The 25,490-nt window shown below is 66.5% G+C and carries 21 protein-coding genes, 2 tRNA genes and 1 riboswitch; of the genes, 3 read left to right on the top strand and 20 right to left on the bottom strand.

Annotation, left to right across the window (positions count from 1 at the left end; all coding sequences use genetic code 11):
- The first annotated feature begins 25 nt into the window (after nt 1-25).
- Nucleotides 26-535: a DUF2004 domain-containing protein gene (locus ACTHQX_RS05085; RefSeq protein WP_236803619.1), complete on the top strand. Its 510-nt coding sequence runs from the start codon at nt 26-28 to the stop codon at nt 533-535.
- Nucleotides 536-607: 72 nt separating this feature from the next.
- On the opposite strand, the gene metE is transcribed toward ACTHQX_RS05085, so the two are convergent.
- The gene (gene metE, locus ACTHQX_RS05090; protein ID WP_440156007.1) at nt 608-2,938 is read right to left on the bottom strand and encodes a 5-methyltetrahydropteroyltriglutamate--homocysteine S-methyltransferase; all 2,331 of its coding nucleotides are present in this window, start codon (nt 2,936-2,938) and stop codon (nt 608-610) included.
- Between the two features lie 117 nt (nt 2,939-3,055).
- Nucleotides 3,056-4,021 (bottom strand): methylenetetrahydrofolate reductase, encoded by a 966-nt coding sequence (locus ACTHQX_RS05095; RefSeq protein WP_440156006.1) that lies wholly within the window; start codon nt 4,019-4,021, stop codon nt 3,056-3,058.
- 685 nt (nt 4,022-4,706) lie between these two features.
- On the opposite strand from ACTHQX_RS05095, the gene ACTHQX_RS05100 reads away from it, so the two are divergent.
- Nucleotides 4,707-5,789 (top strand): hypothetical protein, encoded by a 1,083-nt coding sequence (locus ACTHQX_RS05100; RefSeq protein WP_440156005.1) that lies wholly within the window; start codon nt 4,707-4,709, stop codon nt 5,787-5,789.
- A gap of 91 nt (nt 5,790-5,880) precedes the next feature.
- On the top strand, nt 5,881-6,078 hold the full coding sequence (locus ACTHQX_RS05105) for a hypothetical protein (RefSeq protein WP_102972413.1): 198 nt from the start codon (nt 5,881-5,883) through the stop codon (nt 6,076-6,078).
- 3 nt (nt 6,079-6,081) lie between these two features.
- Here ACTHQX_RS05105 and ACTHQX_RS05110 read toward each other — a convergent pair whose 3' ends face one another.
- The 18 genes from ACTHQX_RS05110 to ACTHQX_RS05195 form a co-directional block, all read right to left on the bottom strand.
- Entirely contained in the window at nt 6,082-7,335 is a 1,254-nt protein-coding gene (locus ACTHQX_RS05110) for an ROK family protein (protein ID WP_440156003.1), read from the bottom strand.
- A gap of 122 nt (nt 7,336-7,457) precedes the next feature.
- The gene (locus ACTHQX_RS05115) at nt 7,458-8,606 is read right to left on the bottom strand and encodes a class I SAM-dependent methyltransferase (RefSeq protein WP_440156001.1); all 1,149 of its coding nucleotides are present in this window, start codon (nt 8,604-8,606) and stop codon (nt 7,458-7,460) included.
- A 56-nt stretch (nt 8,607-8,662) separates the two neighbouring features.
- Nucleotides 8,663-9,823: an NAD(P)-binding domain-containing protein gene (locus tag ACTHQX_RS05120; protein ID WP_440156191.1), complete on the bottom strand. Its 1,161-nt coding sequence runs from the start codon at nt 9,821-9,823 to the stop codon at nt 8,663-8,665.
- A gap of 205 nt (nt 9,824-10,028) precedes the next feature.
- A complete protein-coding gene (locus ACTHQX_RS05125; protein ID WP_440156000.1) occupies nt 10,029-10,649 on the bottom strand; it encodes a hypothetical protein in 621 nt (206 codons plus the stop codon).
- Nucleotides 10,650-10,914: 265 nt separating this feature from the next.
- On the bottom strand, nt 10,915-11,442 hold the full coding sequence (locus ACTHQX_RS05130; protein WP_440155999.1) for a hypothetical protein: 528 nt from the start codon (nt 11,440-11,442) through the stop codon (nt 10,915-10,917).
- Between the two features lie 134 nt (nt 11,443-11,576).
- A tRNA-Ala gene (locus tag ACTHQX_RS05135) sits at nt 11,577-11,652 on the bottom strand.
- A 191-nt stretch (nt 11,653-11,843) separates the two neighbouring features.
- Nucleotides 11,844-11,916 (bottom strand) — tRNA-Ala (locus ACTHQX_RS05140).
- 102 nt (nt 11,917-12,018) lie between these two features.
- Nucleotides 12,019-12,420 carry a ribosome silencing factor gene (rsfS, locus tag ACTHQX_RS05145; RefSeq protein WP_236803635.1) on the bottom strand — a complete coding sequence of 134 codons (402 nt, stop codon included), beginning with the start codon at nt 12,418-12,420 and terminating at the stop codon, nt 12,019-12,021.
- 48 nt (nt 12,421-12,468) lie between these two features.
- Nucleotides 12,469-13,836, bottom strand: a complete 1,368-nt coding sequence (locus ACTHQX_RS05150; RefSeq protein WP_440155998.1) for a hypothetical protein — start codon at nt 13,834-13,836, stop codon at nt 12,469-12,471.
- 7 nt (nt 13,837-13,843) lie between these two features.
- On the bottom strand, nt 13,844-14,500 hold the full coding sequence (nadD, locus tag ACTHQX_RS05155; RefSeq protein ID WP_440130539.1) for a nicotinate-nicotinamide nucleotide adenylyltransferase: 657 nt from the start codon (nt 14,498-14,500) through the stop codon (nt 13,844-13,846).
- Nucleotides 14,501-14,513: 13 nt separating this feature from the next.
- On the bottom strand, nt 14,514-14,738 hold the full coding sequence (locus tag ACTHQX_RS05160; RefSeq protein WP_236803642.1) for a hypothetical protein: 225 nt from the start codon (nt 14,736-14,738) through the stop codon (nt 14,514-14,516).
- Nucleotides 14,739-14,838: 100 nt separating this feature from the next.
- The gene (locus ACTHQX_RS05165; protein ID WP_236803644.1) at nt 14,839-16,188 is read right to left on the bottom strand and encodes a glutamate-5-semialdehyde dehydrogenase; all 1,350 of its coding nucleotides are present in this window, start codon (nt 16,186-16,188) and stop codon (nt 14,839-14,841) included.
- Nucleotides 16,189-16,214: 26 nt separating this feature from the next.
- Nucleotides 16,215-17,312: a glutamate 5-kinase gene (gene proB, locus ACTHQX_RS05170; protein WP_236809336.1), complete on the bottom strand. Its 1,098-nt coding sequence runs from the start codon at nt 17,310-17,312 to the stop codon at nt 16,215-16,217.
- Nucleotides 17,313-17,376: 64 nt separating this feature from the next.
- Nucleotides 17,377-18,966, bottom strand: a complete 1,590-nt coding sequence (obgE, locus tag ACTHQX_RS05175; RefSeq protein WP_440155997.1) for a GTPase ObgE — start codon at nt 18,964-18,966, stop codon at nt 17,377-17,379.
- Nucleotides 18,967-19,083: 117 nt separating this feature from the next.
- The gene (gene rpmA / locus ACTHQX_RS05180; protein ID WP_003803426.1) at nt 19,084-19,347 is read right to left on the bottom strand and encodes a 50S ribosomal protein L27; all 264 of its coding nucleotides are present in this window, start codon (nt 19,345-19,347) and stop codon (nt 19,084-19,086) included.
- Nucleotides 19,348-19,404: 57 nt separating this feature from the next.
- The gene (rplU, locus tag ACTHQX_RS05185) at nt 19,405-19,713 is read right to left on the bottom strand and encodes a 50S ribosomal protein L21 (RefSeq protein ID WP_079596325.1); all 309 of its coding nucleotides are present in this window, start codon (nt 19,711-19,713) and stop codon (nt 19,405-19,407) included.
- Between the two features lie 328 nt (nt 19,714-20,041).
- Nucleotides 20,042-21,565: a bifunctional hydroxymethylpyrimidine kinase/phosphomethylpyrimidine kinase gene (locus ACTHQX_RS05190; RefSeq protein ID WP_440156189.1), complete on the bottom strand. Its 1,524-nt coding sequence runs from the start codon at nt 21,563-21,565 to the stop codon at nt 20,042-20,044.
- A gap of 54 nt (nt 21,566-21,619) precedes the next feature.
- Nucleotides 21,620-21,716: riboswitch (TPP riboswitch) on the bottom strand.
- Between the two features lie 188 nt (nt 21,717-21,904).
- Nucleotides 21,905-25,339, bottom strand: a complete 3,435-nt coding sequence (locus tag ACTHQX_RS05195) for an Rne/Rng family ribonuclease (RefSeq protein ID WP_440155995.1) — start codon at nt 25,337-25,339, stop codon at nt 21,905-21,907.
- Between the last annotated feature and the right edge of the window lie 151 nt (nt 25,340-25,490).

The following is a 25,490-nucleotide window of genomic DNA, read 5'->3' on the forward strand; positions in this document are numbered from 1 at the left end:
TGCTTTTCGGGTCTATGTTGAAGATATGACCACCAAGGTAGCGAGCCAGCACTTCGGAGTAATCGAGCTGAACCACGGCAGGGACCATAACGTTGCCGCGGAGCACGAGCTGGCCGGACAACGCCTTGAGCTGGACCTGAACATCAACGCCCATGACCACTTCGACGAAGCGGCCATGCACAAGGTGGACTACCGGCTGCGGTACCTCCCCGAACTCGTGGACGAGGTCAGGGAGATGATCGCCGAGGAGCTCGAGCAGGAGGGCACCAGCCCGCAGGAATACCTCCGCTTCCACTGCAACGCCATCAAGGACGAGCACCTGCAGAAGGTCTTCGGCGTGAAGGAGAAGAGCCAGCTCACCCATGCGGTGTTCCTCAAGGCCCTGAAACTCGGCCACGTGGGAATCTACCCCGGCCAGCCCGAGCGCTACTTCGTCCTTGACTTCACCTTGGGCGAGCACTTCACCGACGAGGTCCTGGTGGCGTCCGCGGACGAGGACGGCGTCGTGGACGACGAAATCGTCTGGGAGTCCTGAGGTAAGTACTTAAACGCCCGACGCCGGCTGGTCACCTGAGGTGACCAGCCGGCGTCGTTCTTCTGCTTTTTACTACTTGGCGCCTTCGAGCAGCCCGGCGCGGACCGTCTTGGTGGCCGCGACCAGGTTGCGCAGGGACGCTTCGGTCTCGGCGTAACCGCGGGTCTTCAGGCCGCAGTCCGGGTTGACCCAGAGCTGGCGGGACGGGACGTGCTTCACGGCGGTGCTCAGCAGTTCGGTGACTTCCTGCTCGCCCGGGACGCGCGGCGAGTGGATGTCGTAAACGCCGGGTCCCACGCCGCGGCCGAAGCCGTGGGACTCGAGGTCGTGGACGACCTCCATGCGGGAGCGGGCGGCTTCGATCGAGGTCACGTCGGCGTCCAGGCCGTCGATGGCGTCGATGATCACGCCGAACTCGGAGTAGCACAGGTGGGTGTGGATCTGCGTGGCGTCTGCAGCGCCGGCAGTGGCCAGGCGGAAGGAGTTGACGGACCAGTCCAGGTAGGCGGGCTGGTCGGCCTTGCGCAGCGGGAGCAGCTCACGCAGGGCTGGCTCGTCGACCTGGATGATCTTGATGCCGGCAGCTTCGAGGTCGGCGATCTCGTCGCGCAGGGCCAGGCCCACCTGGTTGGCGGTCTCGCCCAGCGGCTGGTCGTCGCGGACGAAGGACCAGGCCAGGATGGTGACGGGACCGGTGAGCATGCCCTTCATCGGCTTGTTGGTCAGGGACTGGGCGTATTCCGCCCAGGCCACGGTGATGGGGGCGCTGCGGGTGACGTCGCCCCAGAGGATGGACGGGCGGGTGCAGCGGGAGCCGTAGGACTGGACCCAGCCGTGGACCGTGACGTCGAAGCCTTCAAGGTTTTCGGCGAAGTACTGGACCATGTCGTTGCGCTCGGGCTCGCCGTGCACCAGAACGTCGTAGCCGAGCTCTTCCTGCAGCTCCACAACGCGCTTGATCTCGTCCTTCATGAGCTGTTCGTACTGCTCGTTGGTCAGGTCACCCTTGTTGTTACGGGCACGGGCCGAACGGATTTCCGAGGTCTGCGGGAAGGAGCCGATGGTGGTGGTGGGCAGCGGCGGCAGGTGCAGGGCTGCTTCCTGGGCGGCTTCACGGACCGCGTACTCGGAGCGGTTGAAGTCGGCCGGGGTCAGGGCCTCCGTGCGGGCACGGACGTCGGCGCGGCGTACGCCCTCGGCTTCGGCGCGGGAGGCGATGACGCGGGTGGCCTCGTCGATAGCCGGCTGGACTGCCGCAGCGTCGGTCAGCAGGCCGGCGAGGGTCACAACCTCAACGGCCTTCTGGTCGGCGAAAGCCAGCCAGCTGCGCAGCTGCTCCGACAGCTGGGTCTCTTCTGCGACGTCGTGCGGGACATGCTGGGTGGAAGTGGAGGTGCTGATGGCCAGCTTGGCGACGCTCTTCTGCAGCTCGGCGATCTTGTTGGCCGAGGCGGCAAGATCGTTGCGCCAGATGTTGTGGCCGTCCACGACGCCGGCAACCAGGGTCTTGGTGCCCAGCGCTGCCAGGGCTGCGGCGGAGGGAACCTCGCCCTTGAAGACATCGATGTGCAGGGCGTCAATGTTGGTGGCGGCAAGGGTGCCCAGCTGGCCGTTCAGTGCGCCGTACGGAGTGGAGACGAACAGCTGCGGCCGGCTGGCGGCAGCGGCGAGGACCTCGTAGGCACGGGCTACGGCGGCCTGGATCTCCTGCTCAGGGGTGTCCTGGTCCACAACCAGGGCGGGCTCGTCCAGCTGCACCCAGCTGGCGCCGGCAGCTGCCAGCTTCCCGAGCAGCGCGGTGTAGACCGGCAGGACGTCCTCGAGGCGGGACAGCGGGCTGAAGCCGGCGCGGGCGTCGTCGGAAGCCTTGCTCAGCAGCAGGAAGGTGACGGGGCCGACGATGTAAGGGCGGGTCTCCACGCCGTTGGCGAGGGCGTATTCGAATTCTTCAACGATCCGGTTGGAGGTCAGGGAGAAGTTGGTCTCCGGGCCGATTTCGGGCACGAGGTAGTGGTAGTTGGTGTCGAACCACTTGGTCATTTCCAGCGGCTGCTGTTCCTTGTTGCCGCGGGCCAGGGTGAAGTAACCGTCGATGTCCAGCTGTCCCTCGGCGTTGAGGAGGTTGCCGAAACGGGCGGGAACGGCGCCGACGTGGGCAGCGGCGTCGAGCACCTGGTCGTAGAAGGAGAACGTGCCCGGAACTGCTGCGGCTTCGGTAAGCCCGAGGCCCTGGAGGCGCTTGGCGGTGCCCAGCTGGATCTCCTTGGCGGCGGCGTCCAGGGCAGCGGCGTCGATCTTGCCTGCCCAGTAGGCTTCAACGGCCTTCTTCAGCTCGCGGCGGCGGCCGATGCGGGGGTAGCCGAGGATGGAGGCGGACGGGAACGCGGTGTTCTGTTCAGTCATGTCAGTTCCTTGAATGGTTGCGAAAAGCTGGCAATGTCGGGGGGAGGAAGCGGTCAGCTGGCAGGCTGACGGCAGGCGAATCGAGTCGGCTCGCGAGCCGACGGCAGGCGATGCCGCTCAGCTGGCGAGCTGGCGGCGGGCGAGTGCGTTCAGGCGGCTCGACGGGCGTGCCGGCCGGGCAAGCGACAGCTTGTCCAGCACTTCCAGCGCGCTCTGGTGCTCATTGAACGTGTAGATGTGGAGTCCGGGTGCGCCGGCGTCCAGGGCCGCGTTGGCCAGGTCCACCGTCGCGCTGACTCCGATGCGGAGCCGCTCGGCGTCGGTATCCGCGGCAGCCATCCGCTCGATGAGCTCCGGGGCGGGTTCGACGCCGGTCAGCTCGCCGAGGCGCTTGAGCCTCCGCAGGCTCGTGAGCGGCATGACGCCGGGAATGATGGGGATGGTGACGCCGGCCCTGCGCGCCCTGGTCACGAGGTCCGCATATTGCTCCGTGCGGAAGAACACCTGGGTGATCGCGAAGTCGGCACCTGACCGCTGCTTGGCCAGCAGCACCTCCACGTCGTGGGCCTCGCTCGGCGATTCAGGATGCCGCGTGGGGTAGGCTGCCACACCGACGGCGACCTTTCCGGCGCACAGCAGTGCCGAGCGCCGCTGCTCCACCCGGCGGATGAGCTCAATCAGGTCCTGGGCGTAGCGCAGCGAGCCGCTGACCGGTTCGCCGCTGTCCTTGGGCAGGTCGCCGCGAAGGGCAAGGATTCCGCGGACGCCGGCGTCGAGCAGTTCACCGATGATTTCGGCGAGCTCAGCTGGCGTGTTGCCCACACAGGTCAGGTGGGCAAGCGGCCGGAGTGTGGTCTCCAGCACCAGGCGGTTAATGAGTTCGACGGCGGTGTCCCGGTTGGAGCCGCTGGCACCGTAGGTGACCGATACGTAGTCGGGATCGGTGGCCTCCAGTTCCCGGATGGTGTTCCACAGGGTCTCGGCGGCAGCCGGCGAACGGGGCGGAAACAGCTCATAGGAGAGGGCCACCGGCGCGGTGTCGGAGAGATTTGGATGTGTTTCAATAAGGCTTGGTGGTGACATTTGCGTCCTTGGCTTTGGGCCATTGAAGGCTGCGCTGCCGTGGCGGTCAGCCGGGGCAGCAAGCGGTCAATGAATTGAGTTTGGGGAACACGGGACGAACTTCGGCAGGGCGCAGCCGCGACTGTTACGCCTGTAAAGAAGTCCACCGTGAGCAAATGTCAGGCCCACATGGGGGCACCCACACCCTCCTTGGCGGCCGGCGGGCGGCACATCCGCAGCGGAGGATCGCTGACACGTTACCTGGGTAACTTGTATAGAACTCTAGAAGCCCTCCGGGGACGCCTTCAAGTTGACGCCGAATTAAGACGCTGCTTTACGCCGGATTGGATGCCCGTCCAAAATTATCTTCGCCCAAATGGACTCTTGCGTTTCTTGGACCCCGGGAGCCGCGCGAGAAGCCAGCCCGCGCGCGCCCTGTTCAAACCGGGGAAATTAGTCCATTCTTTTGTCACGTCGTATCGGATTCAGCAAGGTCTCAGGTTGAGGAGGCTGGATGCTTCTTCTGGTTCTTCCTCGGTGAATCGTCCCGAGAGAACATTATCCGCGCCCACGAGAGCCCGCACCGTCCCATGATTCGCCTGCCGGCAGGGCGCGGTTAGCCAGCGTTCTGCTGCGGCCGGGCACGGCTCTGACGCCGCGGTGGAGGTGCTGGAAACCAGAATCCCCACGGCGAAAGGCCCCCGAGATGTTCCAGCTCAAGAAACCACCGCTTTACAAAGCACGGTCCGCCCCGGGCTTCTCCCTTGTGCTCCTCGTCGCGCTGGCCACAGTTACGTCCTGCTCCCCTCAGCAAAATGCCGCCCCGCAGGCCACCTCCGGTTCCGCCGCACCGACAGAGACGTCGGCCGCAGCCTCCCCAACCGGATCTGCCGCTTCGGGATCCGCCACCCCCGGCTCAAGCGGGACAGCCGGTGCGGACGAGCTTTGCGGTCCCGGCTCCGCGATCAACTTTGACATCTCACAATTCCAGTCATCGCCCAACGTTGACAACAAATGGTTCCCGCTCAAGCCGGGCATGCAGTACACCACCACGGGCGACGTCAAGAGTGCCGAGGGAGACATCAAACGGACGGTGGTGCACTCAATAACGGGACTGACCAAGGTCATCGACGGCGTGAAGACCCAGGTCATGTGGGACCGCGACTACGCCGACGGTGAGCTCGTGGAATCCGAACTGGCGTTCTTCGCCCAGACCAACAGCGGCGACGTCTGGCTGTTCGGTGAATACCCGGAGGAATATGAAGGCGGGAAGTTCGCCGGTGCGCCTGCCACCTTCATCCATAGCCTGGACGGGGCCCAGGCCGGAATCGCCATGCAGACGGACCCCCGGACCAACACGCCCAGTTATGTCCAGGCCCACGCGGCGAGCGTCGACTTCCTGGACTGCGGGCAGGTCTTCAAACAGAACGAGCATGTGTGCGTCGCCACGGGTTGCTATGACGATGTGCTGGTGATTGACGAACGCAACCCGCTGGAGCCTGCGGCAGGCCACCAGCGGAAGTTCTACTCGGCCGGAACGGGCTTGGTGAAGGTGACAGCTGTGGGCGGAACTAACCAGGAGACGCTGGAGCTCGCCAAGATCGAACAGCTCACCGACGCCAAGCTGAAGGAAATCAACCAGGAGGCGCTCAAGCTCGACCAGCATGCCTACCAGGTCAGCAAGAACGTCTATGCCAAGACGGACAAGGCTGAGGTTGCCACTGAAACGTCTGCCCCTGCCAGCAGCCCGGCTACGAGCGACAGCCCGACGGTTCAGCCCGGCTACTAGTCGGAACTAGTGTCCAACACAGGAAAGGGTACCCGGCGGGAGGTCACCGGGTACCCTCCCCTTAGCCCACGATCAGGTCTATTCTGATGCCATGATCCAGCTACCAGCCAGCTACGAGGAATATCTCGTTGGCAAGGACCCAAGCTTCGTCGACATGGTCCGTCCGATCCTCCTCCAGTCGGCAGCGGACCAGTTGCACGGCGTCCGGGTGCTCTATATCCCCCGCGGGCACCAGGCACACCTCGACGATACGATTCCCTACGGGACAATCGTCGAGGACATCGACTAGCGCTCAGCCCTCCAGCAGCAGCCGCTGGGCCCGGGGCGCAAGGGTGTGCTCAAGGACCAGGCATGCAGCGCCCACCGCTCCCACGTCCTCCCCCACGCCCGTGCCCACGACTTCGACGGCGTGGATGTTGCCGGCGTCGCTGTTCTGCTGGATCAGGCCGGGGACCTTCGCCAGGTAGCGCGCGGACAGCAGCGGCCAGAAGGGGCCGCCAAACACCACCCGGTCCACGTCCAGCGTGTTGGCCACCGCTGACGCAGCCCTGGCCACGAGTTCTGCTGATTTGTCGATGATGGCCGCCGCTTCGCTGTTGCCGGCGTCGGCTGCTGCGCAGAGCATGGCGAACCTTTCCTGGACGGCAGAGTTGCTGGTGGCAGTTCCGGGCCCATCCAGAATGCCTGCAGCCTGGGCCTGCGCGACGAGGACCTGGGGTATGCAGGTGGACTTGACGCAGCCGCGCAGCCCGCAGTCGCAGGGGGCTCCGTCAGGGTCGACGATGATGTGGCCGATTTCGCCGGCGTTGCCTGACGTGCCGCGGACCACCTCGTCATTGAGGACAATGCCGCAGCCGATACCGGTGCCCATGTACATGAAGACAAAGCTGCCGGCGCCGCTGGCTCCGCCCGCCCAGGTTTCCGCGACCGCCGCGCTGGTGACGTCCTTGTCCATCAGCACAGACAGTCCTGTCGCCTCAGCCAGCGCATCCCGGAGCGGAACACTGTCCCAGCCGTCCATGAGCGGCGGCTCCACCACCGTGCCGTTGTCGTGGTCGATGGGGCCTGGTGCGGCGACGCCCAGGCCGGCAATCTTGGCACGATCCACCCCGGAGGCCTCGATCAGCTTGTCGATTTCGGCGGCAATGGCCGTAATGACCGCCTCGGGCCGGGAGCTGTCCGGCGTTTTCACGCTCGAATGCAGGACCACTGCACCCAACAGATCAAGGACGACGAACGTTGCCACGGCGGGGTCCAGATGCACCCCGACGGCATACATGCCGGCGGGATTCAGGCGAAGGATGGTTCGCGGCTTGCCGGGTCCGCTGCCCTCTTTGCCCGCCTCGACAATAAGGTTCTGGTCCAGCAGTCGGCGGGAAATGTTCGAAATGGTTTGCGGGGACAGACCGACGATCTGGGCAAGCTCAACGCGGCTGAGCCCTCCGGCGGCACGGCGGATGGCATCGAGAATGACAGTCAGGTTGAAGTCGCCCATCCGCGGCAGATTGGTTCCGCGCCTCGGCGAGGGCTGGCGGATCTCGGTCAAGAATTCCCCTTAACATCTTTTGTTGGCCACTACCAATGTCTGAATCGTACGTTACGCCCCGGGGAACGGGTACGCCCCACGCTCAGCGCGGTGCAGTCGCGTTCGACGACGGCTGGCGGGGCTCAGTCGACCGCCCGCCTGACGCTGACGGCCACCGTGAATTTGGGATTCCGGCCCCGCACCGTGGTGGGACCAACCAGTCGGTCCAAGGCCGTCACATAGCGCAGGTGACTGTTGAATACCGTCCAGAGCTCGCCGCCGGGTGCCAGTACCCGGCCAGCTGCTTCGAAGAGCTTCAGCCCCGCCCCGGCGTGGACGCTGGAACCGAGGTGGAACGGGGGATTCAGCAGGATGAGGTCCGCGCTCCCGGCCGGAAGGGTGCTCATTGCGTCATCCTGGACAGCCGCGATGCTGGCCGCGAGGCCGTTGGCCCGGGCAGTTGCCACTGCCGACGCCACTGCGGCCGCGGACCGGTCCGTGGCGATGACCTCGGCTTCGGGGTGCCGGCGGGCATACATTGCGGCCAGGATCCCGGTGCCGCAGCCCAGGTCCACGGCCTTGGCGGCGGCCGGGATCTCCGGCAGGAATGACAGCAGGAAGCGGGTTCCAATGTCCAAACGTGTGCCGGCGAAGACGGCGCCGTGCGCGCAGATGTCCAAGCCGAGTTCGGCGTTGTGTTCCGTCACGGGGTAGGGCGGTTCGCACTCCGCACGCTTCGGGTCGGTGGCCAGGAGCAGCCGTGATTTTTGCCGGGCCAGCTGCGGCTGGACCGTTCCGAAGTATTTGCCCAGCACGGCGTTCATGCCCAGGGACATGTGCTTGACCCGGCCGCCGGCAAGCAAGACAGCGCCGGCGGGCGCGTGCCGGGCAACGGCGTCGGAAATTTCCTCGAGTTCGGCGAGGGTCCGGGGAAGCTGCAACAGCACCAGGTCCGCGCCGGCCAGCAGTTCAGCGCCGAGCGGCAGCTGCGCAAAGCCCCCGGAAACTCCCAGGGCCTCAGCATTGTTGCGGAGCGCCCGCTCCCCAGTGACCAGGTCCTGGTGCACCTTCACCTCGGCCGGCACCGGGCCGGCACCGCCGGCCAGCAGCCCGAGCGTGAGCGCCCCGTAGTTGTCCCCGATGACGGCTACCGTGCTGTCCGGGGTGAGCAGATCCCCGGCGGCGTCCAGCAGGAGGGAGTCCGTGGCGTCCCACGCCTGGAGGTTGGCGGCCTCGACATCGGGGTGCCTTCGGAGCAAGCCAAGGACCTGCCCAAGACCATTTTCTGTCACGTGGTGCCGCCGCCTCTTCCTTGCTGATGACCCGGCGGAATTCCGCCGGTGCAAATCTACCGCGGATCCGTCACGGCTGCGGTGGGGGCCAGGAGTTTGAGGATAGCGGTCACCGCGGCCCGGCCGGCGCGGTTGGCGCCGATGGTGGACGACGACGGGCCGTAGCCCACCAGGTGCACACGGGGTTCCGCCGCCACCTGCGTTCCCTCCATGGCAATCCCGCCCCCTGGTCCCCGCAGGTGCAGCGGCGCAAGGTGCTCCAGCTCGGCGCGGAACCCGGTGGCCCACAGGATCACATCCGCCGCGAGGAACCCGCCGTCCGCGAGCCGGACGCCGCCGGGTTCTATCGCCGTGAACATCGGCCGGCGGTACAGTACGCCGCGCGCGGCAGCCGCCCGGAGAGCCGGAGTCCAGATGAGACCTGTGGCGGCGACGACGCTTTGCGGCGGCAGCCCCTGCCGCACCCGTTCTTCCACCAGGGCGACGGCGTCGTGGCCGGACTGCCGGTCGAACGCGTCCCGCCATACGGGCTCGCGGCGGGTGAACCAGCTTGTCGTCGTGACGCTGGAGATTTCGTCCAGCAGCCCGACGGCGGAGATTCCGCCGCCCACCACGATGACGTGCAGCCCGCGGAACTCCTCGGCGGACACGTAGTCGGCCACATGCAGCTGGCGGCCCCCGAACGTGAACTGGCCCGGATAGATCGGCCAAAAGGGCCTGGTCCAGGTTCCGGTGGCGTTGATGACTGCCCGGGCCGTCCAGCCGCCGTCGGACGTGGTGATCCTTAACCGCCCCGCCGGGTCAGCGTCCGCACGTTCGACGGCGAGTACCTTGACGGGCCGCTCGACGGCCAGCCCGACCTGCCGCTCGTAGGCGGCGAAGTAGCGGCTGAGGAATGCCGAGCTTGGTTCCGCCGGGTCGACATCCGGCTGCGGTATTCCGGGAAGGTCACTGATGCCGTTTACGGTGGCCATGAGCAGGGTTTTCCAGCGGTGCCGCCAGGCTCCGCCCGGCCCGGCCTCGGCGTCCAGCACCGCGTACGACCGCCCTGGACCGTCCGCCGTGGCTGCACCACTTGGCTGCTCTCCGGCCTGGGCTGGCGTGAAGCCGCGGCGGGCCAGGTGGAAGGCCGCGGAGAGGCCGGCCTGCCCGGCTCCGATCACCACGACGTCGGCATTGCGGTTAGATCCACCGATTACGGTGCCGCCGTTCTGGATGGCTCCTTTCCGGGTGCCGCTCTGGGTGCCGCCGTTCTGGATACCATCGCTCAATAGTGCCGCTCCCCAGGCTCGCTGATCCGCTTCATTTCTTCATCCTAGGCGCGTCCCGGCCCTGCTGCCGCGCGTCCTTGGCACACGGCAGGCCCTCCTGGACATGAGGTGCAGGAGGGCCTTTGGGCTATTAGTCGGTTGCTTTGCTTGTTTAGTCGTCGCTGCCGTGGCCGCCGCTGCCTCCGCTGTCATCGCCCGGCTCAACGGCCTTGCGGTCACCGCCCTTGTCGTCGCCGGGCTCGGCAGACGTCCGAAGTCCACCGTGGTCATCGCCGGGTTCGGCAACGCGCGGCGCCTGGTCTGAGCGGAGACCGCCGTTGTCGTCGCCGGGCTCCGGGGTGGTCCGGAGGCCTCCCTTGTCATCACCGGGTTCAACCGAGAGGGAGCCGCTGCCAACGAAGTTTTCTGCAGGCGCTGCCACGGTTCCGCCCTTGTCGTCGCCGGGCTCAGGGGTGGTCCGGAGCCCTCCCTTGTCGTCACCCGGCTCGGCCGGCTTCGACGCCTTCTTGGCGACTGATGCCTTCTTGGCGGCTGATGCCTTCTTGTCGTGGGCTTGCTTGTCATCACTGGACTTCACGGCCGACTTGGGGGTTGCCTTGGCGGAGCTGACGGCGGGGGTTCTGGTGGCAGAGTCGTCCGTGACAAGGACGTTCCTGGTGTCGTCACTGGTACCCGTGCCGGTGTTGCTCAGCGACTGGGTGGTGGCGAAGGCGGCACCTCCGGTGAGGAGAACGCCGGCGACGGATAATGCGAGGGCTGCTCTTGTTTTCATGGCTCCACACTAGGAACTCGCTGTCGAGGATAGGTGCAAAGAAAATCCAAGAGTTGTCCAAGATTGCCTACGACCCTCCCCAAGTTGCACCGCCCCCCGGGGCCTTGCGGCGGCCGACCGCCGGGGCAGGACGGAGTTCCGCGGTCAGGTGCGACGGGTCAGACAGGGAGAGCGCAAGGCAAGACAGCGGTCAGGAAACGGTGCGCCGGCAGGAACGCAGGCGGCAGGGTCAGCTGCGCCCCGTGGGCCAGCTGTGCCCTGCGGGTCAGTCGTCGGCGCCGTGGCCGCCGCTGTCGTCGCCGGGCTCCGGCGCCTTCCGCAGGCCGCCCTTGTCATCCCCCGGCTCAACGGAGGCCACGCCGCCCGGCACAGGTACGGGCTGAACTGTCACCGCTCCACCGGCCGGCCCGCCACCGGGGCCGGACGTCGACGGTACCGCCGCGGAACCGCCGGCATTACCGGGCGCGGCCGGGACAGATTTTGCCGGATTGGCTTTCGCTGTGTTTGATGCCGCTGCACCGGACTTCGCGGGGCCTGGCTTCGCGGGGCTGGATTTTGCCGGGGTGGCATCCTTCTGTGCGCCCGCCGGCGTCGCTGTTGTCTGCGGGGTGGCCTTTGGTCCGGCGCTGGTGCCAGGAACGGGAGGCACTGCGGCATTCGGAAGGAGGACAACGTTGGCATTTCCGGTGCCGGGGGGCGAGACGTTCAGGACCTGCGTGTTGACGGCAAGTGCCGCCGAGCCCGCTGCGAGGATACCTGCAACGGACAGCACCAGGGCCGCTCCCGTCTTCATGGCTCCACTTTAGGGGCAAAGCGGGTAAGACAGTCCCAAGGAATATCCAAGATTCGTCAAAGATCGCGGTCTCGGCAGCGGGATTAACGAAAAAGCCGCCCGATCACGGTCAGTTCCGTGATCAGGCGGCTACTTGGTGGAGCTGAGGGGACTCGAACCCCTGACCCCCTGCATGCCATGCAGGTGCGCTACCAGCTGCGCCACAGCCCCAAGCCGTTCCCTCCGGGATCTTTGCGTTTTCCCGAAGCAACCCGACCAGCGTAGTCCAGAAATCGCCAGGATGCGAATTGGTGCCATGTGGCTTCCGTCACGTTCTCCACAGCACCCGCAAGCGGGATCAGCACTACTTTCCGGCAAAGAAAAAATCCGCCGGAATCTTTCGATTCCGGCGGATCGTCCGGTGGAGCTGAGGGGACTCGAACCCCTGACCCCCTGCATGCCATGCAGGTGCGCTACCAGCTGCGCCACAGCCCCATATTCTTGCTGCTTCAGTTTCCGATCTCTCCGAAGCAACTCAAATATCTTAGACCAGCGTTTCTGAAAATTCCAAATCGGGCATATTCAGTCGCGCGCGGGCTACTCCTGCTCGGCGGCAGCAGCGGCCTTGGCCGACGCGTCGTCTCCCAGCTGCAGGTCCACCACCGGGCAGTCCTTCCACAGACGCTCCAGGGCGTAGAAGACACGGTCTTCCTCGTGCTGAACGTGGATGACGACATCTGCGTAATCCAGCAGGACCCACCGGCCGGCCGAACGGCCTTCGCGGCGGACCGGGCGGAGATCCTGCTTGATGAGTTCCTCTTCAATGCCGTCGACTATGGCGTTGACCTGGCGTTCGCTGGGTGCTGAAGCGATCAGGAACACGTCCGCCAAAGCCAGGCGTTCGCTGACGTCGAGGGCGACGATGTTTTGGGCGATCTTGTCCGCCGCGGCCCTGGCTGCGTGCCGGGCTATGGTGACGGATGATTCGGATGCGGTCACGGGACTCCTTGTGGTGATGAAAAGCGTAGGTGGTGGTACTGGCTGAAGTCAGCGTGAAAGGCCGCTGATGATCATGATGATGCCGGCAACGAGGGCGATTGCGCCGAGCGCCAGGACGCCAAGCTGGATCATCCTCAACCGGTTGGCCCGGGCCAGCCCGGCGGTGGCTGCGTCCAGGGGCTCCAGCCCGTAGGCGGATTTCGCGGACACGGGCGGCAGCCCCGCCACGTCTTCGCCGGACTCGTCGGTCCAGGCCTCATTCTGGTGGGCCACGGCCGGAGGCGCTGCTGCCGACCGCGCCGCCGCTTCCGCCCGGGCAATGACCCGCGACCGTCCGGTGGACGGCGCGCTGGGGCGGGACGCCTTGGCTGTCCGGTTGCCACGCGCCGGAACCCGCGGACCAGGGTTGGTCACCACGGGAACATGAGAGGTGGCCGGCCGCTTCATGACGGGACGGTCCACACCGGGCACCTGTTCGAATTCCAGCGGTGTCACCATAGCGAGGTTGCTGGCGGTGGACGGACCGTTTTGTCCGCTCTGCTGGGGCGTGTTCTGTTCGGCAAGCTTCTGCTTGGCCATGGCCCGCTTGTTGAGCACAGCGGCCCGTTCGGCCAGGGCAATCTGCTGGGCCAGGATGTCCGGATCCACGGCTTCAGGGTCTGTCGCCGCGATGTGTTCCATCTTGGCGATCTGGTTCTTGGCCTGTTCGGCGAGGAGGGTACGCGCTTCAAGGGCCTGCTCAACGGTCATGCCCTCGGGCAATTCGTTCCCCGCCGACGTCGCGGGCCGCGGGCCCGGACCGCCGGAGGGCTGGCCTGCAGGCTTCGACCCGGTGGCAGGAGCGGGTTTGCCGGCCGTACCGGAGGAAGGGTCTGGCGAGGAAGCGGGCGCTTTCCCGGTGGAGGCGCCGCCGTCGGCCGGGGGCACCACGGGCATCGCCGAAGTAACCGCCTGCTCCTTGAGCTGCATCAGCCGCAGCTGGCGGCGCGTCGGCGGGCCGCCGCCGGAAAGCTGCTCTTCCTTTTCGGACAGCTCCTTGATGGTCCGCAGGGCGGCCCTGTCGCGGGCACGGATCTGGGACGAGCGTTCGGCGGCTGAGCCGGCTGGCGCGGAATCCGCGGGGCCCGGTGCCACCCGGCGTACGCGTTCAGCGGCATTTTCCTGCCTGGCATCTCCGGCGGCACGTGAAGAGCCAGGCTTTTCCGGGCCGGCGGGAGCTGGCGTGCCCGTGCCTGCCGGCGCCGGGCGCTTCGAGGCAGCCGGGTTCGGGGCGGGAGCCTTTGAAGCGGGCGGTTTGGAGGCAGGGACTGACTCACCGGCACCCGGGGGCGCGGCGTTCCGGTTCTGGGCCAGGGCTTCGTCCCGGGCCTTGCGCAGTTCTCGGCGACTGCGGATCGGTTGCTGTTCCTGACTCATCTCAAACTCATTCAGTGCTGGCTGGATCGTTTGTCTCGGTAGTTTCGGAGCTGCTGTTCCCGGCCGGTGCGGCATAGAGTCCGTATTTCGCGATGTACTGCACCACTCCGTCCGGCACCAGGTACCAGACGGGGTTATGGGCAGCAACGCGGGCGCGGCAGTCTGTTGACGAGATCGCCATGGCGGGGACCTCGAGCAGGCTGACGTCCTTCCGGCCCATGCCGTCGAGCTCATGGCCTGGCCGGGTTACTCCCACGAAGTGGGCCAGCGACCAGAGCTCGTCGATGTCCTTCCACGACAGGATTTGCGCCAGGGCGTCGGCGCCGGTGATGAAGAACAGGTCGGCGTCGGGCCGCTGCGTACGCAGATCGCGGAGGGTGTCGATGGTGTACGTGGGACCGGGCCGGTCAACGTCGACCCGGCTTACAGTGAAACGCGGGTTCGACGCCGTCGCGATCACCGTCATCAGATAACGGTGTTCGGGTTCGCTGACCTTCTTGCTGGACTTCTGCCACGGTTGGCCGGTGGGGACGAACACGACTTCATCGAGGCCGAATTTGTCGGCCACCTCGCTGGCGGCCACAAGGTGGCCGTGATGGATGGGATCGAAAGTCCCACCCATCACGCCCAGCCGCAGCCGGCGCTGCGTATCCTTGTGGTGCAGTGCGGCGGAAATGTTAGTGGCCCTGGCCGTGGTCGTGCTTGTTGGGGTGCTGGCGGTGCGGGTCCGCGTGCTCGTCAACCGGAGAGTGACGGTTGCCCAGGTTGACGTAGGAGAGGGTAACGAGCATCAGCACCACCAGGATGGCAAACATCGAGATGCCGAAGACCCATGGCTCGGCCCACAGGGGCGCTCTCTCCTCGTGTTCGGCAACTGACGCGGCAATCTGCTGGAGCAGCATTTTCTCCCCTAGGAATGTTAAGGATGACAACGGCGGAGATTCCCGCCGGTCCGGACTTCTTTACTATGTTACCGCTATGTCAGGAGCGGTTTCCGCGACGTTAAGCGCGGACCTGGCCCTCGCCCTGGACAATCCACTTGGTGGTTGTCAGCTCGGTCAGGCCCATCGGGCCGCGGGCGTGAAGCTTTTGGGTGGAAATGCCGACCTCGGCACCCAGGCCCAGCTCGCCGCCGTCGGTAAACCGCGTGGACGCGTTCACTATGACCGCAGCGGAATCGATTTCCGCGATGAAGCGCTCCGCGTTTCGCAGGTCATTCGTCAGGATGGCTTCCGTGTGTCCAGTGGACCACGTGCGGATGTGCTTCACGGCGTCATCCAGGCTGTCCACCATGGCCACGGCCAAGTCCAGGTCCATGTACTCGGTGGCCCAGTCGTCGTCCGTAGCCGGGAGGGACTCCACCGACGCGGGAAGGGCAGCCCGGACGCGGTCATCGGCGTGCAACCGGACACCCGCCTTGCTCAGGGCTGCGGCGACCGCGGGCAGGACCGTGGAGCCGGAGTGCACAAGGAGTGTCTCCACTGTGTTGCAGACGCTGGGGCGCTGCGTCTTGGCGTTGAGGAGGATCTCCACCGCCATGTCTTCACTGGCCGACTCGTCGATGAAGATGTGGACGTTCCCCTCGCCGGTCTCAATGACCGGCACGGAGGAGTTGTTGACGACGGTCTGGATCAGCTCACGGCCGCCGCGCGGAATCAGCACGTCGACGCGCCCGCGGGCACGCATGAGCACGTTGGCGCCCTCACGGCCGAACTGGTCCACGGTCTGAACGGCATCCGCCGGCAGGCCAACGGACTCCAGGGCGTCGCGCAGCACGCGGATGAGGGCTTCGTTGGTGAAGCCTGCTGCCGAACCGCCGCGGAGGATCACGGCGTTGCCGCTCTTGAGGGCCAGGCCGGCGATGTCAACGGTCACGTTCGGCCGAGCCTCGTAAATCGCGGCAACCACGCCCATGGGGACGTTGACCTGGCGCAGGCGCAGGCCATTGGGCAGGGTCTGGCCCCGCACCACATTGCCCACGGGATCGGGCAGGCCGGCCAGGTTTTCCAGGGCGGCCGCGAGGGCGGCAATGCGGGTTTCGTTGAGGGTCAGCCGGTCCAGGAGGGCGGCGGACGTGCCGTTGGCGCGGCCTGCTTCCACGTCCTTGGCGTTCGCGGCCAGGATCTGCTGCTTGTTCGCGACCAGGGCGCCGCCGATGGCGCGCAGGGCCTTGTCTTTCCAAGCCCGGTTGGCGCGGCCCATGCTGCGGGCGGCCTGGCGGGACCGGTCGGCGATCGCGTACACGGCGGACTCGGTCTCAGCGGGTGTGGGCTGCCTGTCTTCCGGCAGGCTGGGGACCGTCGTGGCGTCGTTGGATGTCTCGGCTGCTTGGTTCATCAGTGCCTCAGTCATCATTCAAGTCTAGGCGAGTCCGGCGCCTAGACCAGAACCAGGTCGTCAACGTGAACAACTTCACGGTCGAAACCGCGGCCCAAAGCCTCGCCCAGCTCCACAGTGGACCGTCCGAGCATCTGCGGCAGTTCCGCCGCGGAGTAGTTCACCAGGCCGCGGGCGATCACCGTGCCGTCGAGCGAAACCATTTCGACGGCGTCTCCGCTTTCAAAATTGCCCTCAACAGCCTTGATGCCGGCGGGCAGCAGCGAGGTGCGGTTGTCCCGCACGGCCCGGACGGCGCCGTCGTCAATGATCAGCCGTCCCTGCACATGGGCGAGGTGCGCGAGCCACATCATCCGGACGGACTTGCGTCCGCCATTGACGGTAAACCAGGTTCCGACGTCCTCTCCGGCCAGCGCGGACGCGGCGTTGGCGGTGGACGTGACGAGGGCAGGGATGCCCGAATCGGCCGCCATCAGGGCGGCCTCCACCTTGGTCTGCATGCCGCCGGTTCCCACGCCGGCCTTGCCGGTCTTGCCGATGGAGACGCCGTCGAGGTCCTCAGGACCGTCCACCTGGGGAATCCGTTTTGCGCCCTGGGCGGGCGGGCCATCATACAGGGAGTCGACGTCGGACAGCAGCACCAGTGCATCGGCGCGCACCAGGTGCGCAACCAGGGCTGACAGCCGGTCGTTGTCGCCGAAGCGGATCTTGTGGGTGGCCACGGTGTCGTTCTCGTTGACGACGGGCACGACGCCGAGGTTCAGGAGCCGGTTGAGGGCACGGAAGGCATTCTGGTGGTGGCTGCGCCGCATGAGGTCATCGGCAGTGAGGAGCACCTGGCTCACGGTGACGCCGTGGGCGGCGAACGCGTGGGTATACCGGGCCATGAGCAGTCCCTGGCCCACGCTGGCCGCCGCCTGCTGGGTGGCGAGGTCGCGCGGACGCTTCGCCAGGCCGAGCGGCGCAAGGCCGGCCGAGATGGCGCCTGAAGACACGAGGATGATCTCGGTGCCCGCATTGCACTTGGCGGCCAGCGCGTCCGAAAGCTCGGTCAGCGCCTCCTCCGATATTCCGCCCTTGATGCTGGTAAGGGACGACGATCCTACTTTGACCACAATGCGGCGCGCCCTGGCGAGCATGCTGCGGTCGTCGGTCTTGGGTTCCTCGATGACAATTGCGGAAGTATCAGTCACGTGTGCGGGTTCACTCCTCATGTTCGGTGTTCAGTCCACTCTCCTTGAGGGGCCGGGCCGCCCGGCGCGCGCTGACGGACTCGGTCCAGATGCCGGCCTTGCGCTCGGCTTCCAGCTCGGCCCGTGCCGCTGCCTTCGCGTCGCGGCGCTCGATCTGTTCCTCGCGCTTCTGGCTGCGGGTGGGACGGTCGCCGATGTCTGCGAAGCGGACGTCCGTGCCGCGCGGCGAAGCCAGCAGCTCGGCGCCCGCCATCATGGTCGGCTCCCAGTCGAACACCACGCCGTCGTCCTCACCGATCACTACGGTGTCGCCGGGCTTGGCGCCCTGCTTGAACAGCTCGGTTTCGACGCCGAGCTTGGCCAGGCGGTCGGCAAGGTAGCCAATGGCTTCCTCGTTGGTGAAGTCCGTCTGCTTGACCCAGCGCACGGGCTTTTCACCCAGCACGCGGAACAGCGGCTCCAGGTTTTTCTCCTCGCGGCGGATCCGGAAACCGGTCTCGTTGACGGCGCGGGGCCGCAGTACCGGTGCGTGCACCTTCGGCGGCGTGGCTGCCACGCTGTCGCGGGCGGCCTGGACGATCTCTGCCATGGCGAAGCCAAGCTGGCGCAGGCCCTCATGGCTCGTGGCCGAAACCTCGAACACACGGTAGCCGCGGGATTCAAGCTCGGGCCGGACAAACTCGGCCATGTCCTTGCCGTCCGGCAGATCCACCTTGTTCAGTGCCACCAGCCGGGGGCGGTGGTTGAGCGGGACAACTTCGCCGTTCGAGCCGGCGTAGCTCATGTCCACCGCGTACTTTTCGAGCTCGGTTTCGATAATTGCGAGGTCGGAGAGTGGATCTCGGTCAGATTCCAGCGTACCGCAGTCCAAAACGTGCACCAAGGCGGCACAGCGTTCGACGTGGCGGAGGAAGTTGTGGCCCAGGCCCTTGCCTTCGCTGGCACCCTCAATGAGGCCCGGCACGTCGGCGATGGTGAAGCGGACGTCGCCGGCCTGGACCACGCCTAGGTTGGGGATGAGGGTGGTGAAGGGGTAGTCGGCGATCTTCGGGCGGGCCGCCGACATGGCCGCGATCAGGCTGGACTTGCCGGCGGAGGGGAACCCGACCAGGGCGATGTCGGCGATCGACTTCAGCTCCAGGACGATGTCGGCAGCGTCACCCTCGATGCCGAGCAGGGCGAACCCGGGCGCCCGCCGCTTCTGCGAGGACAGCGCGGCGTTACCCAGACCGCCGATCCCGCCGGACGCTGCGACAAATTCGGTGCCCTCCCCCACGAGGTCAGCAAGCACCTTGCCGTCCTTGGTCTTGACGACGGTCCCCTCGGGGACGGGCAGGATCAGGGTTTCACCGTTCTTGCCGCCGCGCCAGTCACCCATGCCGGGGCCGCCGTTGGTGGCATGCCGGTGGGGTGCGTGGTGGTAGTCCAGCAGCGTGGTGGTCTGCGAGTCGACGCGCAGGATGACGTCGCCGCCGTTGCCGCCGTTGCCGCCGTCGGGTCCGCCCAGCGGCTTGAACTTCTCACGGTGAACGGAGACACAGCCGTGGCCGCCGGTACCGCCGGATACGTGCAGTACTACCCGGTCTACAAAGCTCGCCACGTTGAATCTCCTCTGTTGCTGATCAGGCCGTCCTGGACGTCCAAATCGATTGTAATGCGGTTAAAAGAACAGTGGAGCGAGCCATCATGGCCCGCTCCACCGGTTCAGAACTTGTTGTTACTCTGCAGCTGCAGCAGCAACGATGTTGACGACCCGACGGCCGCGGCGCGTGCCGAATTCAACGGCACCTGCCTGCAGGGCGAAGAGGGTGTCGTCGCCGCCACGGCCAACGCCCGCACCGGGGTGGAAGTGGGTGCCGCGCTGGCGGACGATGATCTCGCCAGCGGAAACTACCTGGCCGCCGAAGCGCTTGACGCCGAGGTACTGGGCGTTGGAGTCACGACCGTTGCGAGTGGAGCTCGCGCCTTTTTTGTGTGCCATTTGGAATGCCTGCCTTTAATTCTTGAGACTGCGGGAAACCTGTTCAGTAACCGGTGGTTACTGGATACCGGTGATCTTGACCTTGGTCAGTTCCTGGCGGTGACCCTGGCGCTTCTTGTAACCGGTCTTGTTCTTGAACTTCTGGATGACGATCTTCGGACCACGGAGGTCCTGGAGGATCTCAGCCGTGACAGTTACCTTGGCCAGGTCCGCAGCTGCGGAGGTGACCTTGTCACCGTCCACCAGAAGCAGCGCGGGCAGCTCAATGGTGCTGCCAGCTCCACCGGCGACGCGGTTCAGGGTAACGAAGTCTCCAACGGAAACCTTCTCTTGGCGGCCGCCTGCGCGGACAATCGCGTACACCACTTGGGAACTCACTTCTCTCGACGTCTATTACTAAATTTGCGTGCGGAAGCCGGGTCCGGAAATTGGCCTGGTTCTCGCTGTGCCTCAACGCCGTGGATTCCCCGGGGGAACCCGTGAGCTATCCCAGGAACCTGTCCGAGTGGACGATCCCGGGTCATAACCCAAGTGTTGGCGTAAGCACCGAAGATCTAGAATACGCTAATTCCGTCGTCGGCCGCAAATGAGGCTGGCAGCGGCGGGTTGTCCGTGATAAGCGCCACAGGTGCCGCTTTCCCGCACATCCGATGCCGTGCGCGATTATCTTACCGGGTAGCGGGCCGGCTTCCGCTCAGCTGTGGCGGCTCGGCGCGTCGAAAAATTCCACCTCGTACCGGCAGGACTGCCGGAAAGCAGTGATCATCGCCGCGCGCTCCCCCGCTGACGCGGCCCGGCCGGCGTCGTCGGCGATTTCGATGGCCCGCAGGGTGGCGGCGGCGAAGTCCTCGTCGGCGTACGTCCGCAGCCACTCCGCGTACGGGTGCCCGGCCTGCGCTCCGGCGGCCACATATTCGGCGTGCAGACTCTCCCCCACCTCGGCGTACAGCCAGAAGCACGGCAGCACAGCGGCAACCATCACTGCGTAGCTGCCGCCTGCCGAAGCCGCGAGCAGATGATCGACGTAAGCTTTCGTGACCGGGCCCAGCTCCGGCTGCACGGTTCGCGTGCTGAGCCAGTTGCGGTGCAGTTCCGATTCAACTTCCAGGCACTGCTGGGCGGAGCGCGCCCAGAACAGCTGCTCGGACTCGGTTGGCGCCAGCGCGCTGGCCCTGGCCAGGACCCGGGAGTAGCCGTTGAGGTAGATGGCATCCTGTGCCAGGTAGTACGCGAATTCCTTCTCCGCCAGGGTGCCGTCGGCAAGCCCACGGATGAAGCCCAGGCCATAAATGTCTTCGAGGTCGGCAGCGGTCTCGGCGCGCAGCAGTTCGGCGAAGGCGCCCTTGGGCTCGGGCTGGGCTGTCGTTTCAGTCTGGCGGAGGTGGTGGAAATGGTTGACCGGTCCGTTGCCGGCGCCGACTTCCAGCAATCCGGAGGTCCGCAGGGCCCCGGCCAGCCACGGTTTGACCGCCCGCAGTGACGCTTCCCAGTCATCCAGCCGCGCCTGGGCCGTGGCCATGGCCGAGGAGAGCGAGCATCCGGTGCCGTGGCTGTTCCGCGTGCTGATCCGTTCGCCCGCAACCTCCACCACCTCCGCCGAGAGCAGCCCGGCAGTGTTCACGAGGGCGTCCGGGCAGGTTGAGCCGTTCAGGTGCCCACCTTTGACGAGGACCGTGGCACCGGTCTGGTCCGCCAGCCGCCTGCCCTGGTCGAGCGCGGCGGCCCAGTCCCCGGCCTCCGGTTCCCCCAGGAGCATGGCCAGTTCGGGAAGGTTCGGTGTAATCAGGTGCGCCAGAGGCAGCAGTTTCCGGAGTGCCGCCTCTGCAGATTCCTGGAGGAGGCGGTCACCGCTGGTAGCCACCATCACCGGATCGAGGACCACGACGCCGGGCCTTACCTTTTCGAGCCAGCCGCGGACGGCAGCGATGACACGTTCATCGCCAAGCATGCCGATCTTCACGGCGTCCACGTGGATGTCGTCGCTGACAGCGTCCAGTTGCGCTGACAGGAAGGAGGCTGGCGGAACGTGCACGCCGAGCACGCCGGTGGTGTTCTGCGCAGTGAGGGCTGTTATTGCGGCCATCCCGTAGCCGCCGTGGGCCGCAATGCTTTTCAGATCGGCCTGGATGCCTGCACCGCCAGAAGGGTCCGAGCCTGCGATGGCCAGGACGCGGGGAACGTCGCGGGCCCTCTGAATGCCCGGCTCATCGGTTTCCAGGAGTGACTTGTCGGCGGCCGCGGGTGCCGGCAGGAGTGACGCGGATGACAGTGTTGATGACAAAGAAGACATCCCTTCGCCGGTGCTAACCGGACAGGTTCAACGGGTTTGGATCTCAGCCGGCCCTTGCGCGGCACCCCGTGTCAGTCCTCCAGCCTAGCGGTTGGTTTAGTGCGCGGCGCCAAGTTTGACGATTGCGACAGGCTTCGGCGTGCGCTGTTGTCCCCTCCCCTTGCCTGCTGCCATTCGGCTACTGCCCTTTGCCGGCGGACGAATGTCCGGAACCAGAAAGGTCCGGCACCGCAACCGCGGTGCCGGACCTTTCAGTGGCGCTTGTTCCTACAGTTCTGAGGCGGGTACGCCGACCCCCAGAATGATCGGTTCGCTGGCCGGCCGCGGAGCCGCCTTGGCCGTCTGCGCATTGCCTGCCTCAGGCGCCTTGGCCTCGTGCGAGTGCCCGGCGGCTGCAGCCGGAGCAACCTCGTGGTGTTCCACGGATGTCTCGTTGGCTGCACCCTGGGGGCGGCTGGCACTGCGGTTGCGGCGCGGACGGCGGCTGCGGGACGGTGCCGCGGGGCTTTCCACCGGCTGCCGTGCAGCAGGCTGAGCCGCGGGCTGGCTTGCGGCCTGCTGGCCCTCCGGCTGCTGGCTTTCCGGGCGCTGGCTTTCCGGGCGCGCCGGCGCGGGAGCCTCGTCCTTGGCCTCCTCCTCTTCGGCGGGGGCAATCGGAGCGCCGAGGTGCGCGAAGGCTTCCTCCAGGCGGTCCAGCGTCAGGGCCGGCGGTTCCTTCACCGGTTCATCGCTGTGATCGACAAACGGAAGCACCACTTTCTCGCCGCCAAAGGTGAGCACTGCGCCGGGCCGTCCGGAGACGCTTTCCGTTTCCGGAGCGCGGTGCACCACGGGGCTTTCCGGTGCGGCGGCGGCGGGGCGGGGGGCCTCACCGGACGCTGCGGCACCGTGCGCAGCTTCTTCCTCATGCAGGTGTGCGGCGTGGGCCGCGGCGGCGATGTTGGCGAGGGCAGCGCGGGTCGCTTCAGCCTTGGCGTGGCGCTCCGCGTCTGACGGTTCGGGGTGGTGCGGCACGGCGGGGGCGGCCGGAGCTGCCTCGGAGGACGGCTGTCCGCCCTTGCCGCGGCGGCGCTTCCGCTCTGTCCGGGCAGGGGGCTGGACCTCGGCACGGTGCACGTGGTGCTCCGCGGCCACGGTGTTGGCGCGGCGGTGCTCCACCGGCTCGTCATGGGTGACGACTCCCCGGCCGGCACATGCCTCGCACTGCTCGCCGAAGACTTCCAGGAGGCCGGTGCCCATGCGCTTGCGCGTCATCTGCACGAGTCCCAGGGAGGTCACTTCGGCCACCTGGTGCTTGGTCCGGTCACGGCCCAGGCATTCCACCAGACGGCGCAGGACCAGGTCGCGGTTGGACTCGAGCACCATGTCGATGAAGTCGATGACGATGATGCCGCCGATGTCGCGGAGCCGCAGCTGGCGGACAACTTCCTCGGCAGCCTCAAGGTTGTTCTTGGTGACGGTCTCTTCAAGGTTGCCGCCGCTGCCGGTGAACTTCCCGGTGTTGACGTCAACCACCGTCATGGCCTCTGTCCGGTCAATGACCAGTGAGCCGCCGGACGGCAGGAAAACCTTGCGGTCAAGAGCCTTGTGGATCTGCTCGTCGATGCGCCAGGCGGAGAAAATGTCCTCGTCCTTGGTCCATTTTTCGAGCCGGCCCACCAGGTCCGGGGCAACGTAGGTGACGTAGGCCTCGATGGTGTCCCACGCTTCGTCGCCGGAGACGATCAGCTTGGAGAAGTCCTCGTTGAACACGTCGCGCACAACCTTGATGGTCAGGTCCGGTTCGCCGTAGAGGAGTTCGGGGGCGAGGACCTTGGTGGACTTCGCCTGGCTCTCGATGCCCTCCCACTGGGCACGGAGGCGGTTGATGTCGTGGGTCAGTTCCTCCTCGGAGGCCCCCTCAGCGGCCGTGCGCACAATGACGCCGGCGTCCTCGGGGAGGCGGTCCTTGAGGATTCGCTTCAGCCGGTTGCGTTCGACGTCGGGCAGCTTGCGGGAAATGCCGGTCATGGACCCGCCGGGAACGTACACGAGGTAACGGCCGGGCAGGGAGATCTGGCTGGTCAGCCGCGCACCCTTGTGGCCCACCGGATCCTTGGTGACCTGGACCAGGACGGAATCGCCGGACTTGAGCGCGTTCTCGATGCGGCGCTGTTTGCCTTCGAGGTTGACGGCTTCCCAGTTCACCTCACCGGCGTACAGCACGGCGTTGCGGCCGCGCCCGATGTCCACGAAGGCAGCTTCCATGGACGGCAGGACGTTCTGGACCTTGCCCAGGTAGACGTTGCCGATCAGGGAGTCCTGCTGCGTCTTGGAGACGAAATGTTCGGCCAGGACGCCGTCTTCCAGGACACCGATCTGAATTCTGTCGTCGCGCTGGCGCACGATCATCTGGCGGTCCACGGATTCGCGGCGGGCGAGGAACTCAGCCTCGGTGATCACCGTGCGGCGGCGGCCGGTGTCCCGCGATTCGCGGCGGCGCTGCTTCTTGGCTTCCAGGCGGGTGGAGCCCTTGACGCTGGTGACCCGGTTGCTCGCCGGTGCCTCGCTGATGGTCCGCGGGGCGCGGACGCGGGTGACCGTGTTGGGGGGATCGTCTTCTCCGCCGCCGGTCAGTTCCAGGTCCTGGTCGCCGCGGCGGCGGCGACGGCGACGGCGGGACGTCACGCCATCTTCGAGTGGCTCGCCTTCGTCTTCGCCGGCCTCGTCAGAAACTTCGGTGCCTTCATCGCCGTCGGTGATCTCACGGTCGGTCCGGCTGCGGCCTCGGCGGCCGCGGCTGCGCCGCCGGCGCCGCCCGCCGTCGTCCTCCAACTCGTCGTCGCCGTCCTCGGCTGCGGCTTCCTCTTTCGCGGCGGAAGCGGCAGGGCGGACCACCGTGTTCAGGTCAGGGGCCTGGAAGATAATCGACGTCACTGACGACGGTTCCAGGAAAAGCGAGCCCAGGGGCGACTGCCCTGCGGCCTCGTCTTCGGCCTCTTCCTCGACAGCGGACTCCTGTGCAGCCACGGGTGCAGCAGGGGCTGCAGTGGCCGGCGCTGCCTGGGTATCAGGGGCGCCGGCGGCCGGGGCGGGCTCATCAGCCTGTCCGGCTGAAGGCGCCTCAGTGGCTGTTCCCGGAGCGGCCGGAGCGGGCGACTCGGCAGATTCGGCTGACTCCGCGGGGCTTTCGGCCAGCTCCGCGGCCTTGGGCTTTGTTGCCCGCCGGCGGCGTACAGGCTTGGACTCGGCGGCCGGCTCTGCAACCGCCTGCTCAGTGGCGACCTGCTCAGTGGCGGCCGGAAGGGCCGCAGCCTCGACGGCCGGCTCCGTGGCGGCTACCTGCGCGCCACCTTCGTGCACATCAACTTCGGCCCCGGCAGCTTCCGCAAACGCGGGCAGCGGTTCTTCGGCGACCTTCTTCCGGGCGCGGGTCCGGCGGACCGGGGTTTTGGCAGGGGCTGCTGCGGCATCTCCGACAGCCGACTCCAGCACTGCGGCTTCTGGTGCTGCCGTTTCTGGTGCTGCAGTTTCTGATGCTGCGCCTTCAGACGTCAGGGTTTCCGGAGCGGGCAGCTCCGACGCCGCAGTCTCCGTGTCCGCTGCTGCGGCCTTGGGCGTAGCCTTGCGGCGGGTCCGGGTGGCTTTCTTGGGGGCCTCAGCGGCGGCTTCGCCGGTGGCAGCCGGTTCTTCGTTGACGGCTATAACCTGGTCATTATCCATATGTGGCAACACTCCTGCCCCTGACCTGCCGCCACATTCGGCACCCATTGGGGCACATATTGTCAAAACCCGCAGGCATTGACAGAAGTCAATTGGATACCAGCAGGCTCGCACCGGCAGTGGGGTGCGGCAGGCCTGACAGGCCGGCGGG

The sequence above is a fragment of the Arthrobacter sp. SAFR-023 genome (assembly GCF_051965295.1).
In the GTDB taxonomy this organism is placed as follows: domain Bacteria; phylum Actinomycetota; class Actinomycetes; order Actinomycetales; family Micrococcaceae; genus Arthrobacter.

Excerpts from the sequence above, each read along its gene's own strand:
- ACTHQX_RS05095 (WP_440156006.1), bottom strand. The coding sequence starts at position 4,021 with ATGTCACCACCAAGCCTTATTGAAACACATCCAAATCTCTCCGACACC.
- ACTHQX_RS05085 (WP_236803619.1), top strand. The coding sequence starts at position 26 with ATGACCACCAAGGTAGCGAGCCAGCACTTCGGAGTAATCGAGCTGAAC.
- ACTHQX_RS05100 (WP_440156005.1), top strand. The coding sequence starts at position 4,707 with ATGTTCCAGCTCAAGAAACCACCGCTTTACAAAGCACGGTCCGCCCCG.
- ACTHQX_RS05165 (WP_236803644.1), bottom strand. The coding sequence starts at position 16,188 with ATGACTGAGGCACTGATGAACCAAGCAGCCGAGACATCCAACGACGCC.
- proB (WP_236809336.1), bottom strand. The coding sequence starts at position 17,312 with ATGCTCGCCAGGGCGCGCCGCATTGTGGTCAAAGTAGGATCGTCGTCC.
- ACTHQX_RS05105 (WP_102972413.1), top strand. The coding sequence starts at position 5,881 with ATGATCCAGCTACCAGCCAGCTACGAGGAATATCTCGTTGGCAAGGAC.
- ACTHQX_RS05125 (WP_440156000.1), bottom strand. The coding sequence starts at position 10,649 with ATGAAAACAAGAGCAGCCCTCGCATTATCCGTCGCCGGCGTTCTCCTC.
- rpmA (WP_003803426.1), bottom strand. The coding sequence starts at position 19,347 with ATGGCACACAAAAAAGGCGCGAGCTCCACTCGCAACGGTCGTGACTCC.
- ACTHQX_RS05160 (WP_236803642.1), bottom strand. The coding sequence starts at position 14,738 with ATGCTGCTCCAGCAGATTGCCGCGTCAGTTGCCGAACACGAGGAGAGA.
- ACTHQX_RS05195 (WP_440155995.1), bottom strand. The coding sequence starts at position 25,339 with ATGGATAATGACCAGGTTATAGCCGTCAACGAAGAACCGGCTGCCACC.
- ACTHQX_RS05130 (WP_440155999.1), bottom strand. The coding sequence starts at position 11,442 with ATGAAGACGGGAGCGGCCCTGGTGCTGTCCGTTGCAGGTATCCTCGCA.
- ACTHQX_RS05150 (WP_440155998.1), bottom strand. The coding sequence starts at position 13,836 with ATGAGTCAGGAACAGCAACCGATCCGCAGTCGCCGAGAACTGCGCAAG.
- metE (WP_440156007.1), bottom strand. The coding sequence starts at position 2,938 with ATGACTGAACAGAACACCGCGTTCCCGTCCGCCTCCATCCTCGGCTAC.